Below are 12,982 nucleotides of genomic sequence, written 5' to 3'. Positions count from 1 at the left end.
GCCTCCTCCGTCCGCCCGATCTCCACGATGCGGCTGGAGGAGGCCCGGTAAACCCATCCGACACGCAGCCCCCTCGATGAGGGTGAGTGGGCTGATCCCGACACCACCTACACCCGGCTCGTTACCCGGTACTCCGATCCGGAGACCGTTGCGGCTGCACTCGAACGCGTAACAGCGGAGGCTCGTCGGCGGATGAAGGACTCGCAGCGCGCGATTGCCCGGATGCAAACGCCCGGGTGGGTCCGAGCGCCTGCCTCTGTAGAACGTCCAGGCATGCCGACTGCTACCCTGACTACGGGCAGATGCGCGTGCCTGAACCGAGCCGGGAGCGCCCACGCCGCGACGGCACGATCGGTCAAGGTCCTCGGGGCCGCGTCCTGGTGTTCCTGTCTGACCGGAAGCGTGGGGTCCGAGGAAGGACAGGCGTCCACCATGCCGGAGAACGCTGCCCGTAAGCGTCGTGCACGCGAAATCGCCCGCAGCAGGGGCATCCCCTACACCGCCGCCCTGAGGATCCTCGACCGTAGAAGTCCCGTCTCCGCTCTCCGGCCGCTGGAATCGGGCCAGGCCTTCGCGCACTTCGGCCGACCGGTCGGGATCATTGCCGAGCCGTCGCTGCCAGGTCCGTTCCTCGTCGGCACCGAGGGTATCGGCACGCGCCTGCGTGAGGTGACGGTGGACTACGGACCGACACGCCTACCCATTGCCTCTGTGCTGACCAGCCGTCCACTCCCTGGCGAGGAACGCGACACCCTGGCCCTCGTCACTGCGCTGCACAACTTCGTGGCCGCGCACGACCGGGATCCCAGTGATCCGGGCTCGGAAGATCAGCATCACGACCGGATCGTGCGCGCCCTTCGCGCGGTCGAAGCGGCTTCCAGCGAACCGGCCACAGCCCGGTTCCGCGACGTGGTGCGGCCGTGCGTCCGTGTGCGCGTCGGCGCATTCGAGGCTCTCGATATCCCCTACGAGGACGGAAGCATCGTCTACTGCGGCCCGCTCGCTCTGGCGGACACCGTACGGTTTGATCTGGAAGGAGCGAGCTGAGGTGACTCACGCGGCAAACCCCGGGCTGCGCAGAAGAGTTCCTCATGATGGCGTCACGATGTGCGCTGACCGGGATCAGGATTTCGCCTGCGAATCACGGAGGCTGAGGCGGTCGTATTTTTTCTGACGCTCGCCAGCCGTCGGCCCGTGTATGAGAGCCGTTGCAACGTGAAGTTGCACGTCTTGTGTCCTGAACATGAAAGCGGGTTGGTTGTAGGACAGCTTCTGCAAGTGACGCTGTGCGGAAGATGAGGGATTTATGGCCCCTCGGCGTCGCCCTGCCACGGCAGCTGTAGTTCGTGATCGTTAGCAGATCTGTGCTGGTCGGCGGTGTGGTGAGGGTGCCCGTAGGCATGGGTACGGCCACCGTGATCATGACCGTTTGTGACGACGAATCAGGATGCGGTGGCGGGGTGGGCCTATGTCAGGTCGCCGTCCATGTGACCTATGCCGGCTGGGGCGGGCACGCGCTGATCGACCGCGCAGTGTATCCGACCCACCACTGAGCCGTTCTTCGCGACCAAGCCGAGGGAGGATCGGCGACAAGTCGGAGCGGCAGAAACCTCGTTGACCGCCCCGGCATCTGGCATGGTGCTAGCCATGACCACTGACGGCACGGTCCGGGTCACCGGGCAGGTATCCATCGATCGGTCACAATTTTGGGTTCAAGACTGTGATCCATGGCCTGATGCTGTCAAGGAGCCAGCCGACAGCCTGGAAGTTGACGTGGAGCATCCTGTGGCCGTCGGCTACGGTCGCGCATATTTCTTGAGTAATGCGCAGGATCACGAGTGCACGATATCTTTGGAGTTATGCCCGCTGCCACCCATGTATCTCGATGATCAGTGGGCGGAGCTGGGATCGTGGCATTTTCGGACGCGAGATGGTGACATTCGCGTGTATACAATTTCCGGGCCCGACGGCCCCAGGCTACAACTGTCCGAGGATAGCTGCTATACGCTGCACGCCTTCCGGAAGGGTGGCGAAACAGCGCGTGCTCGATTTGATGCCGCGCGATCCACGGGTGTCATTCCGGGCGATCTGGAAGAATATCTAATAGCGTTCACACCTCTGTAGAGCGATGGGTAAGGGGCCCGTGGACCACAGAATCATTCTGTGGTCCACGGGCCCCTCGCCATAGAGTTTGGGACGTGATCCCCGCCCGTTCACTGCCGGCTAGAAGACGATGTTCATGCCGAAGGCATCGCGGTTCAGGATCCGGTCGTTGCCGTACCATTCGCTGAGGCGGCTACCCGCCTTCTGATTCTGAGCCGAGTCGACGTACATGACCGAGAAGTTCCCATCGCCTAGGCCCGCTCCTTCCCAGGATGAAGCAAACGGGTACTCGTCACAGTCCGTTCCTGCTGGACGGGTGAGCCTGGCGCAGGCGGCATCCTTCTCCGCCCTGTTCTCTTTCGAACGTTCCTCCGCCGCCGCATCGTATCCGGCATACAGGCGGTGGATCAGACTCGGTGGAGTGGCGCGGATATTGCCCGGAATTCTCTTCATCCGATTAATCGTTTGCGGCGGGAAGGTGAACTGCGGGAGATTTAGGGCGAAGTAGATATGAAACGCCACGCCCACGACGAGCTTGTCGGCCAGATGATATGTCATATAAGGGGTCACCCGGTCGAAGATTGCCCCTGCGGCTGGCCGTGCAAGATATGTGGAGGAGTCAAAGCGGGCTCCGGCCTCCGGTCCGTCGCTCCACACTGTGGGCCCCTCGGCGCCGATGGCCATGTAGTGGTTGTTCCATACGCATGTAGCGATGTCGTCGATTCCGTCTCCCGAACCCTTCGGTGATCTCAGGTCATAGCCCACGAAGATGTCGGGCCACGCCGCAACCGGGGCGGAGTACGGGTGCGTTGAGCCGCCGATCCTGCAGGCTTGAGCCGACGGCGATCCTGCGGCGGTGACATCCCAGGAAAGCACCGCTGCTTCATCAAACACGCCTGTGGGCTTTACGTTGGTGAGCTGGACGTCCATCTGGATGTCGCGTGTGCCGACAGAACCGAGTCCGACTTCGGTCTCGGTGAATGTGACGGTGCCGGCGACCCGCCCGTCCCCCTCCAGTTGCACGACCCTGTCGATTCCCCAGCGGCAGAAGTGGAAGTGGTCGATCACTTGCCCCTGATCCCGGTGCCCGAGCGGGCGGGCGCGGCAAGCGCCGAAGTCGACGGCGCCGTTGGGCCTGGCGGCCTTGGGGGTCGCCGCGGGTGCTTGCGGGTCGGCCTCGTAGGTCTGTCCTTGCTGTATCGCGAGGCGGGCTTCGTCGGCCGGGGTGCTCGGTTTGGGTACGGACGGCGTGCTCGACCCAGGCAGTTCAGTGGAGGTGCCGGAAGCGGAGGGCGACGCGTTGGCAGCGGGAGCGTGATACACGCTTCCTATGGTCGGCGCAGGTGTTGGCTCCGCGAGTCGCATCCAAACAGTCTTGCCTGCAGAAGGCTTATCGGTGGCCACTGCGGTCGGAGTTGCTAATCCGCCGAGCAGTCCAGCAAGGCCCAACGCAGGCAACATCATTCGTCTGATCTTCACATTTCCCCCGTCTGTCTTTAGTTGTGAGCGGATCGCCGGAAGCGGAAGTGCAACTTCCGAATGACGCCATCCGCGGCAGATGAACCAGAGGTCACATTGATTCCTTTGGATTCGTAATGGAAGAAGAATTTCAGCCAGGGAGTGGATCTTTCATGTACGGCAGCTGTTGATAGGTCTACCTGTGTTCGTGGTCGCCGTTCAGAGGCTTGAGGGGGGTGGCTGCGGGCACGAGGACGGCCGCAGCGGGTCCGGCGAGCCGGTCGCGGGCCTGCTGCGGCCCGGCAACGCGGGCTCCAACACCGCCGCCGACCACATCGAGGCCACCAGACTGGCCCTGGCCCAGCTGCCGAAACGGTTCCGGCGCGGCCGGCAGACGCTGATCCGTACCGACTCCGGTGGCGGCACCCACGAGTTCGTCGCCTGGCTCGCCCAGCGCGGACGGTGGCTGTCGTACTCGGTCGGCATGACCATCACCGACGCCATCCACCAGGCCGTCCTGACGGTCCCGGCCGCGGCCTGGACACCGGCCGTCGAACCCGACGGCGACATCCGCGACGGCGCCTGGGTTGCCGAACTCGGCGGCGACTGCCTGACCGGCTGGCCCAACGGGCTGCGGCTGATCGTGCGGAATGAACGGCCGCACCCCGGTGCCCAGTTGCGCTTCACCGACGCCGACGGCATGCGGTTGACCTGCTTTGCCACCAACACAGCGGGCGAGGCGATCGCCGCCCTTGAACTGCGCCACCGCCGGCGTGCCCGTGCTGAGGACCGCATCCGCGCCGCCCGCGCCACCGGCCTGCGCAACCTTCCCCTCCAGGGCACCGCACAGAACCAGATCTGGCTGGAGATCATCCAGATCGCCCTGGACCTGCTGGCCTGGATGCCCCTGCTCGCTCTCACCGGCAAGGCCCGCCTGTGGGAGCCCCGCCGCCTTCGGCTTCGGCTGTTCTCCGCCGCCGCGCAGCTCATCACCACCGGCCGCCGCCGCTACCTCCGCCTGGCCAGGCACTGGCCCTGGGCCGACGTGATCAGCGATGCCCTGGACAGGCTCCGCATCCTCCCGAACCCCGGCTGACCGGCACGTTCCCGTCCCTGCGAGCAGCACCACTCCGACCGGAGCCGTGGAACCCGGCGCACACCCGACGCGACAACCGGGCCGTCAGCCTGCCCAGACGCCGTAACCCCCACCACGAAGAGTCCGCCGGCAAGCTGACGGACCCCTCATGAACGATCGAGGCTAACCGCTCTTACCTGCGGAAACGCAACATCAAGGCAGTCATCCCGGAAAAGAAGGACCAGGCCGCCAACCGGAAGAAGAAAGGCCGCTCGGCAGGTCTTGTCAGCGGTTGTGGCCAAAGAACTCACGCACAACTCTTGGCGAATACCCTCCTCTGTGTTGCGGATCAAACTGGCTGGTAATAAAGCGCCCGGGACCACTGTCTCCACAAGATCCCCTCGCGCACTCAAATCCCCGTTAATAAAGCGAAGTTGACGTGAGTTCGCCCGGAGAGGATCATCCACTGAGACGTCGACGGAGAGAGCTTGGCGCAGGTCGCGGAGCCATGCTCGTGCCTGCCCAGTCGGTGAACTGAGCACTCGTCCCATGACTGTCCGCCCAGCCATTTGATTTTGTTCAGGTACGAGGACTCATCCATGACCAAAAGCAACGCCAGACGCGGACACGCGTCTGGGCGCCGCCGCCCAGCCCTGCTTGCCGCGTTCGCCACGCTGGCCGTCACGGGCGTGGCGGCCATACCAGTGACAGCACTGGCCACCGATGCAACCGGCCATCCGGCGACAACTCTGGAACAGGACTTCACAGCCGCCGCTGACGAGTACCACGTCCCGCGCCAGATGCTACTTGCGGTGGCGTACCAGGAGTCCGCCTGGGACGCGCACGCCGGGCAGCGCAGCACGGACGGCGGCTATGGGCCGATGCACCTGACGGACGTCACCCCCGCCATGATGGCCGGGGGCGACGTGGGCGCGGCGGGCCGTGGTGATCTGGCCGAACTGGCCGCGGACCCGGCCCTGCACACCGTCCAGGCCGCCGCGAAGCTGACCGGCCTGTCCGCCGAAGAGCTGCGCAACAACCCGTCCGCCAACATTCGAGGCGGCGCTGCACTGCTCGCCTCGTACGAGAAAGCGGCGACCGGCACTACCTCCACCGATCCTGGTAACTGGTATGCGGCAGTGGCCCGTTACAGCCAGTCCACTCAGCGGCAGGGTGCCGCGGCCTTCGCCAACCGCGTCTTCGCCGCGGTGAAGAAGGGCGCAGATCGCACCACGGCCGACGGACAACGCATCATCCTGAAGGCTGACAGTGATGTCCACCCAGCCACTGGTCAGTTGGGCGCCCTGCACCTGAAGTCCGCGGCGGCCACGGACACCGAGTGCCCCGCCACCGTGGCCTGCACCTTCGTCCCGGCATCGCCGTCCAACGGCCAGGTCTCCAACCGCCCCGCCAACGACATCCGGATCGACACCATCATCATCCACGACACCGAGAGCTCGTACGACGCCGCCATCGCCACCTTCCAGACGGCGGGCGGCGGCGCCGCGCACTACGTCATGCGCTCCGCCGACGGCGTGGTGACGCAGATGGTGCCCACGAAGGACCTCGCCTTCCATGCGGGCAACTACTCCACCAACATGCACTCGATCGGTATCGAACATGAGGGCTACGCCGCACACGGCGCCACCTGGTACACCGAAGCCCAGTACGAGGCCACGGCCGAGCTGGTGAAGTATCTCGCTGTCCGCTACGGCATCCCGCTGGACCGTCAGCACATCCTCGGCCACGACAACGTTCCGGGGCCGATGTCGTCCTTCGTCGCCGGCATGCACTGGGACCCCGGTCCGTTCTGGGACTGGAACCACTTCATGAGCCTGCTCGGGGTTCACACCGGATGGCACGGCGTCGGCCCCGTCGGTTCGGTGATCACCATTGCTCCACGTTTCGACGACAACCAGCAGACTGTCCAGATCTGCCCCTCCGACGACCCGACTGGCGCCACCATCACGTGCACCGAGACGCAGCAGTCGGCAAACTTCGTCTACCTGCGCACCGAGCCCAGCGACGCCGCCCCGCTGTTCGGGGACCAGGCAATCCACTCCGGGGCAGCGGGTACCGACCGTATCAACGACTGGGGCAGCACGGCGTCGGCAGGACAGCAGTTCGTGGTCGCCGGGCAGGACGGTGACTGGACCGCCATCTGGTACAGCGGTTCGAAGGTGTGGTTCTACAACCCGCATGGTTGCAACACCGCGCCGGCCCACGGCGTGAAGGTGATCAAGGCAGCTGGCGCCTCCCCGGTGGCGGTGTACGGCTCCAGCTACCCGGACGCCGCCGAGTACCCGTCGGGCCTATCTCCCTCGGCGCAGTCCCCGCTGAGCATGTACACCGTCCCCGCCGACCAAGCTTACGTGGCCACCCAGCCTCCGGCTCTCACGGACGACTTCTTCCCCTCCAGCGGCAGGGTGGTCACCGGCAGCAGGTCGATGTACACCATCCAGTACAACCACCGGGTCGCCCTGGTGTACTCCTCGGACGTCACGGCCGAGGACGCACTACAGCAGATTGACAAGTAATGGTGCCCAGGAGGTCCGATCCTCCGGCACCACCCGCACATGGCCTCCCATCACACGGCCGACGTGGGCCACCGGCTCCGCACCCGAGGAGATGAGCGTGCTGGGCATATGGAAAAGGGGCGGGGACTGGCAGTCATCGGCTACAGCACGCTCACCCTGCTGTACGCAGCAGCGACAGCGTCGACTGTGATCACCGGCCTCGCACGGCTGGACCTGCTGGGGAACGCCGTGGAGGTTCGGTTCACAGAGTGCCACCTTGAAGGTGGAGGACGCGTCGGAAGCCACACCGAGTGCAATGGCTCCCAATTGGGCATCCCGATCACGCACACCGTGAAGGTGCAGTACGACGGCCACAAGGGAGAGACCATCCGGGCCTCGCAGAAACCCTCGCAGAAACCATGGGGCAGCTACGAACCGGTGGATACGAATCTCGTCTCATGGGGCATCTGGGCACTGCTTCCGATCTTGACACTCGTCGCGACGGCAACGGCAGGTGCTTTCACCGTCCAAGAGGTCCGTCGAGTACGGCGGGAAGCCGCGGCTGGCGGGGCTTTTTGAGTAGCTGGCGGCGTCAGCTTGCGGTAAGGGCACACGAGAAGCCCGCCCTCGCGGTTGAGCCGGTGACGTACCCGTTCCAGGGCCTCCCACAGGCGGCGGGGCCCGCCCTGATGCACTGTCGGCGAGTCGAGGAAGCCGGCCGCGGTGGCACGGGCCCAGGAACCATCACGGTGCGGCATCCATACGGTTCGTTCATCGCCGTCCTGCGCAGTGCGGTGGTCGATGCGGGGAACGAGAAGTGCGAGCATGGACATCACCTCCCAGGAGTCCGAGACGTACAGCAGCGGATTCCGGCTGGTGCTCACCTGCTCACCGCGGGCCTGCTGCACCTCCTCCAGCTCGGCGAGTTCGGCATCGTCCGCGTGCAGGATCCAGCGGTGAGGCGGGCATGGCTCGCGTCGGCCGCGGACCCAGCCCTTGACCGCCCGGTCGCGCAGGGGTGATCACTGGCACTGCGGCCGGACGCTCACACCTCACCCCAAGCGGATCCTGTGCCACACCTGCGGACGCGGCAAGGACCAGCACATCCCCGTCCCCGGGTGACCGTACTCAGTGATCTGCGCACTGGAAACGGGACGTAGTTCGTGGACCGCGCCGTTGGGCGCGCTGCGGCTGGCTCCGGGTGCAGGGCCTCAACCGACCAGTGATTGATTCTGCGCGAGTTCGGCGAGTTGTGGTGGGCCAGCCTGCTCAGGCGGCAGGCTGGTGATCGGGGAGACGGTCTTCGTCTCGGCCTTGCCGGTCTTGCGGTGGGTGCGGCGGCGCTTGATTTCCATAGCCTGGACAGCGCGCGGGAAGAGCAGACCTGGCCGGAAGGTACAGACCTTCAGGCGGCGGATCTCACGGCGGCCGTGCCCCGCCCGGGCGGTGCGGGCCTGCAGCGGGATCTGCTTCCAAGGGAGGCGCCGCAGCCGCTGGCGCAGCTTCTCGTTGCCCTTCACGACCAGGAGGTAGTGGCCGCTGGCGGTGATGATGTGCTCGGCGTGAGTGCGCTGGGTGTGCATCGCATCGGCGGTGACGACGACGCCATGCAGGTCGATCCGGTTCAGCAGCGGGGCGAAGGCGGGGATTTCGTTGCTCTTCGCGGCGACCTGGCGCTGGGCGATCACAGTCTGGCAGGCGTGGAGCGCGGCGGCGAGCAGGTGGACTGCCTGGCCATCGGTGCGGGATCCGCGCACCGCCTTGCCGTCGACGGCAAGACCCACCAGGGTGTCCGCCGGGTTCATCGACCGGGTCGGCGGCGTACCAGGCGAGCCAGGCGCCCACGGCGTCGTCCAGGGCGTCGCCGTCCAGGCGGGCCAGGAGTCGCCCCGGCGTGGAGGCGTTGGGTGTGCTGGAGGTCAGTCCGAGTTGTTCGCGCAGGCCGGAGTCGGTATCGGCGGCGAAGCGGGCGACGGCGGCCAGGGACGTGGTTCCGCCGAGGACGGCGACCATGCACAGCGCGAGCAGGGAGCCCAGGCGGTAGCGGCGGCCCCGGACCCGGCGGGGAATCGGGTATCCGGCCCAACACGTCCGCCAGGCAGGTGAGCTGTGACGGTTCCCGGTTCCGGGCAGGTGGAATCGGTGTCCGCGCGGTGGCGCTGCAGGACACCGATCAAGGAGGATGGCGCGCGAACGCGACCCCTGTTCGTGATCAAAGGCTTCGAGAACCTTGATCACCAGGGGTCGCGTCTCTCGTTGCCGAACCGGGTGAACCAACCACGGCGGTGCGTACGCAGGCGATCAGATCATCTCGCCAACTGAGAACGCATCAGCCTTGCCCCCAGCACCCCCACGTCACCCTGACGAGCCGAAGTCATCTATGAAGGGGCGGGGCCGGTCAAGTGTCGGCCTTGGCCGGGTTCTTCCTTCTGCTAGGCAGTAGGAGGCAGTGCTGGAGCCACCGGGTGGCGGAGGGCGCCCGTCATAGAGGTGAGACTGGGGTACTGCCCCGTCCCCGCTTGCGTGGTGGAACATGTTGGGTGTGCTCTTCACCAGGGTGATGCTGGTTGGCGGCGCTCCGGCTGCCGGTCATCTATCAGCCGCGCCCGTTCTGTCGATGGCGGTGCGGCATGGTGTGATTCGGCACACGGCCGACGGGACCAATCAGTAACTCGGCCTCGCCGTGAGGGGGCCAGACTTCGGGACGGTCTCAGTAACGCTTAACACCTTACTGTCAATCGACGGCTGAGCCCTATCTCAATCCGTCGCCGGGCCATATGGTGTTGGCCTATTGAGCATCCCGTGGACCCTGGCGAAGGCGCACATGACAAAAACCGAGGAAAAGGCGGGGGTTGGCCTGGATTCTGCCGGGCTTAAACGACTGAGACGTCGTCGGCCTGGAGTATTGGCCGCCAATTCGGCCATGCTCCTATTTACCGCCATGACATTCGCAACGGTGGTGACAAATTCACGCTTCGAATGGCGTGTTGTCGGTTCTTACCTCTTCGAGATAAGGATCCTCAAGGGTATCGGCGTCAGTGTCGGAATGACGGCCATCACCATGGCGCTCTCCCTGGTATTCGGCACCGCCGTCGCGCTGATGCGCACCGGCCGGGCACGTCTCCTGGCCCTGGCGTCCGCAGGGTTCATATGGGTGTTCCGCAGCATTCCGATGCTGGTCCAGTTGCTGTTCTGGTACAACCTTGCTGCGCTCTTCCCGACGCTGTCGCTGGGGATCCCCTGGGGGCCGCGCTTCGTCACCTTCGACTCGAATGCGCTGATCGGCCCGCTGAGTGCGGCCGTCATCGGGCTCACTCTCCACCAGACCGCATACATCGCCGAGTTGATCCGCTCCGGACTGCTTTCGGTGCCGTCGGGGCAGTGGCAGGCCGCCGCCGCGCTCGGCATGACGCCGACGCAGACGTTCTTCCGCATCGTTGCGCCGCAGGCTGCCCGGGTGATCGTGCCGCCCATGGGGAACGAGGTCATTTCGCTCCTCAAGGCGACCTCTCTGGTGAGTGTCATTTCCCTGTCAGATCTGCTGTACTCGGTGCAGCTCATCTATGCGAAGAACTTCCAGACAGTTCCCCTGCTCATCGTGGCTGCGCTCTGGTACATGACCATTACTGGTTTTCTTGGATTCCTTCAGCACCGACTGGAGCGGCGCCTGTCACGCCAGCACATGCCTGCAGCAAAAACGAACGGGAGCTCGCTGTGAACGACACCTCGCATGGACAGAATCCGCGCGAAGAAGCAGATTACATCCCGCATAGTGATTTGCTGGTCTCCTTGCGTGATATCCGTAAATCGTTTCGCGGCACGGAAGTGCTCCACGGGGTCACCTTCGAAATCCGGCGCGGGGAAACCGTCTGCCTCATCGGCCCTTCGGGCTCGGGCAAGAGCACGCTGCTGCGCTGCGTCAACCACCTCGAAGCTCCCGACGAAGGCCTGGTCCTCGTCGGCGGCCGACCCATCGGCTACCGGCACTCCGGCGAACACCTCGTCGAGCTGGGAAGCAGGGAACTTGCCGTGCAGCGCGCCTCGATGGGCATGGTGTTCCAGAGCTTCAACCTCTTCCCCCACCTCACAGCCCGCGAGAACATCGCCGAGGCACCGCGCCGGGTGCTGAAGCTCTCCAAGGAGGAGGCGAACGCCCGCGCCGAGCAGCTGATGGCCCGGGTTGGGCTCGCGGACCGGCTCGACAGCTACCCGGACAAGCTCTCGGGCGGCCAGCAACAACGGGTGGCCATCGCTCGGGCGCTGGCGATGCGCCCCGAGGTGATGCTCTTTGACGAGCCGACCTCGGCGCTCGACCCGGAGATGGTCCAGGAGGTCCTGACCGTCATCCGGGACCTCGCCCGCGACGGCATGACCATGCTGATCGTCACCCACGAGATGCGTTTCGCTATGGATGTTGCCGACCGGGTGGTGTTCATGGACCACGGGCGAATCGTCGAGCAGGGGCCGCCCCAGCAGCTGATCAGCGCCCCCGCCCACGAACGCACCCGAGCTTTCCTCTCCAAGGTGATGTCATGAACCCTGGTTCCCCCGACGACGGCCGCCTCGCCTCCACCGCCGGAATACCCCTGCCCCAGAAGACCCGCCACCGGCTGGCGTTGTGGCAGGAGTACCACTCCTACCAGTACCTGCGTGCCGGCGCCGACCACCGCACCTTCGAGTACGTCCCCGCCGTCGGCCGGGTGCCCGGCGGACAGATCCACTGGGAGGCGGACGTCGAGCGCCGGGCCCGGGAGTTCGAGGACACCCACCTCATCGTCTCCGCCCACGACCACCTCTCGCTGCGGCCCGCCGACCCGGCCGAATTCGCCGAGTACCGGCGCCTCGGGCGCGAGGCCACGCCGTACGAGGGCATCGCGCATTCCGGCGTCGACCTGTTCTTCGACGGCGGGCCGGCCGCGGTGAGCATGATCCGCTCGCACACCCCGTGGGACTGGGACGATGCCGTCAGCGACCTGGCCATGCGCCAGTCGGACTGGGCCCACCAGAACCTGATCACGCCCGTGCGCACCCTCGATGACGCCCGCCGGGCCCACGCCGCCGGCAAGGTAGGCGTCGTCCTCACCCTGGAAGCCGCCACGCCCATCGGCAACGACATCGACCGCCTCGACCTCCTGCACGGCCTCGGCGTACGGCTGCTCGGCCTCGTCTACAGCGAGAGCAACCAGCTCGGCTCCGGACTCGCCGACACCGGCGACGCCGGACTGACTCTGCTCGGCCGGCGCGCCCTGCGCCGGATGAACGATCTCGGCATCATCGTGGACGTCTCGCACACCGGCGACGAGACCGCCCTGGACGCAGCCCGCAGATCCACCGCCCCCGTGGTCATCACGCACGCCGGCTCCCGCGCCCTGTGGCCCACCGCGCGGATGAAGCCCGACGAAGTGATCAAGGCCTGCGCCGAGACCGGCGGTTTCATCGGCATCGAGGCCGCACCGCACACCACGGTCACCGCCGCCCACCCCCAGCACTGTCTGGACTCCGTCATGGAGCACCTGGAGCGCTGCCTCGACCTCGTCGGCATCGACCACGTGGCGCTGGGGCCCGACACCAACTTCGGGGACCACGTCGCCTGGCACCGGGTCTTCGCAGGCCTGTTCGGCAAGGACGACACCCCCGCAGCCGCGCTGCCGCCGCACGGGAGCGTGCAGTACGTCCGCGGCTGCGAGAACCCCGGCGAGTCGGTGCGCAACATGATCCGCTGGCTGTTCGCGCACGGCTACTCCGACGAGGAGGTGGCCAAGATCGCCGGCGGAAACGTCCAGCGGGTGGCCGCCGCCGTCTGGACCAGCTGACCCCCCCTTCCCCCACC

The 12,982-nt window shown here is 66.0% G+C and carries 10 protein-coding genes and 4 pseudogenes; 11 read left to right on the top strand and 3 right to left on the bottom strand.

Annotated features, from left to right (window positions below):
* Nucleotides 1-432 precede the first annotated feature (432 nt).
* Entirely contained in the window at nucleotides 433-1,047 is a 615-nt protein-coding gene (locus tag AAW14_RS36230) for a hypothetical protein (protein WP_265568695.1), read from the top strand.
* 600 nt (nucleotides 1,048-1,647) lie between these two features.
* Nucleotides 1,648-2,124: a hypothetical protein gene (locus AAW14_RS36225; protein ID WP_265568694.1), complete on the top strand. Its 477-nt coding sequence runs from the start codon at nucleotides 1,648-1,650 to the stop codon at nucleotides 2,122-2,124.
* Nucleotides 2,125-2,223: 99 nt separating this feature from the next.
* On the opposite strand, the gene AAW14_RS36220 is transcribed toward AAW14_RS36225, so the two are convergent.
* On the bottom strand, nucleotides 2,224-3,426 hold the full coding sequence (locus AAW14_RS36220; protein ID WP_265568693.1) for a NucA/NucB deoxyribonuclease domain-containing protein: 1,203 nt from the start codon (nucleotides 3,424-3,426) through the stop codon (nucleotides 2,224-2,226).
* 397 nt (nucleotides 3,427-3,823) lie between these two features.
* Between AAW14_RS36220 and AAW14_RS36215 the strand changes: the two are divergent.
* The 6 genes and pseudogenes from AAW14_RS36215 to AAW14_RS39570 form a co-directional block, all read left to right on the top strand.
* Nucleotides 3,824-4,657, top strand: a pseudogene (locus AAW14_RS36215) (IS1380 family transposase); the annotation flags it as partial.
* A 164-nt stretch (nucleotides 4,658-4,821) separates the two neighbouring features.
* A pseudogene (locus AAW14_RS39950) lies at nucleotides 4,822-4,917 on the top strand (IS5/IS1182 family transposase); the annotation flags it as partial.
* A gap of 318 nt (nucleotides 4,918-5,235) precedes the next feature.
* Complete coding sequence (locus AAW14_RS36210) at nucleotides 5,236-7,173, top strand: N-acetylmuramoyl-L-alanine amidase (protein ID WP_265568692.1); 1,938 nt, start codon at nucleotides 5,236-5,238, stop codon at nucleotides 7,171-7,173.
* Nucleotides 7,174-7,212: 39 nt separating this feature from the next.
* A complete protein-coding gene (locus tag AAW14_RS36205; RefSeq protein ID WP_265568691.1) occupies nucleotides 7,213-7,731 on the top strand; it encodes a hypothetical protein in 519 nt (172 codons plus the stop codon).
* Nucleotides 7,732-7,977: 246 nt separating this feature from the next.
* The gene (locus AAW14_RS36200) at nucleotides 7,978-8,112 is read left to right on the top strand and encodes a hypothetical protein (RefSeq protein WP_265568690.1); all 135 of its coding nucleotides are present in this window, start codon (nucleotides 7,978-7,980) and stop codon (nucleotides 8,110-8,112) included.
* A 71-nt stretch (nucleotides 8,113-8,183) separates the two neighbouring features.
* A pseudogene (locus tag AAW14_RS39570) lies at nucleotides 8,184-8,355 on the top strand (transposase); the annotation flags it as partial.
* 8 nt (nucleotides 8,356-8,363) lie between these two features.
* Here AAW14_RS39570 and AAW14_RS36195 read toward each other — a convergent pair.
* Both AAW14_RS36195 and AAW14_RS39945 read right to left on the bottom strand, forming a co-directional pair.
* Nucleotides 8,364-8,957, bottom strand: a complete 594-nt coding sequence (locus AAW14_RS36195; RefSeq protein ID WP_265568689.1) for an ISAs1 family transposase — start codon at nucleotides 8,955-8,957, stop codon at nucleotides 8,364-8,366.
* A 37-nt stretch (nucleotides 8,958-8,994) separates the two neighbouring features.
* Nucleotides 8,995-9,390: pseudogene (locus AAW14_RS39945) on the bottom strand (transposase family protein); the annotation flags it as partial.
* Nucleotides 9,391-9,943: 553 nt separating this feature from the next.
* On the opposite strand from AAW14_RS39945, the gene AAW14_RS36190 reads away from it, so the two are divergent.
* From AAW14_RS36190 to AAW14_RS36180, 3 genes are read left to right on the top strand one after another with little or no spacing between them, the layout of a single operon-like run.
* The gene (locus AAW14_RS36190) at nucleotides 9,944-10,870 is read left to right on the top strand and encodes an amino acid ABC transporter permease (RefSeq protein WP_265568688.1); all 927 of its coding nucleotides are present in this window, start codon (nucleotides 9,944-9,946) and stop codon (nucleotides 10,868-10,870) included.
* A 44-nt stretch (nucleotides 10,871-10,914) separates the two neighbouring features.
* Complete coding sequence (locus tag AAW14_RS36185; RefSeq protein ID WP_322741159.1) at nucleotides 10,915-11,688, top strand: amino acid ABC transporter ATP-binding protein; 774 nt, start codon at nucleotides 10,915-10,917, stop codon at nucleotides 11,686-11,688.
* On the top strand, nucleotides 11,685-12,965 hold the full coding sequence (locus tag AAW14_RS36180) for a dipeptidase (RefSeq protein ID WP_265568687.1): 1,281 nt from the start codon (nucleotides 11,685-11,687) through the stop codon (nucleotides 12,963-12,965). The genes AAW14_RS36185 and AAW14_RS36180 overlap by 4 nt, the downstream gene beginning before the upstream one ends.
* Nucleotides 12,966-12,982: the final 17 nt, after the last annotated feature.

This window comes from Streptomyces hygroscopicus (genome assembly GCF_026168105.1).
Taxonomy (GTDB): Bacteria; Actinomycetota; Actinomycetes; order Streptomycetales; family Streptomycetaceae; genus Streptomyces; species Streptomyces hygroscopicus_D.
The sequence above is the reverse complement of the archived record's forward strand: the minus strand, read 5'-3'. Positions and strand labels throughout refer to the sequence as shown.

Coding starts and splice junctions, on each gene's coding strand:
- AAW14_RS36200 (WP_265568690.1), top strand. CDS start 7,978: ATGGACATCACCTCCCAGGAGTCCGAGACGTACAGCAGCGGATTCCGG.
- AAW14_RS36230 (WP_265568695.1), top strand. CDS start 433: ATGCCGGAGAACGCTGCCCGTAAGCGTCGTGCACGCGAAATCGCCCGC.
- AAW14_RS36210 (WP_265568692.1), top strand. CDS start 5,236: ATGACCAAAAGCAACGCCAGACGCGGACACGCGTCTGGGCGCCGCCGC.
- AAW14_RS36225 (WP_265568694.1), top strand. CDS start 1,648: ATGACCACTGACGGCACGGTCCGGGTCACCGGGCAGGTATCCATCGAT.
- AAW14_RS36195 (WP_265568689.1), bottom strand. CDS start 8,957: ATGAACCCGGCGGACACCCTGGTGGGTCTTGCCGTCGACGGCAAGGCG.
- AAW14_RS36205 (WP_265568691.1), top strand. CDS start 7,213: ATGGCCTCCCATCACACGGCCGACGTGGGCCACCGGCTCCGCACCCGA.
- AAW14_RS36180 (WP_265568687.1), top strand. CDS start 11,685: ATGAACCCTGGTTCCCCCGACGACGGCCGCCTCGCCTCCACCGCCGGA.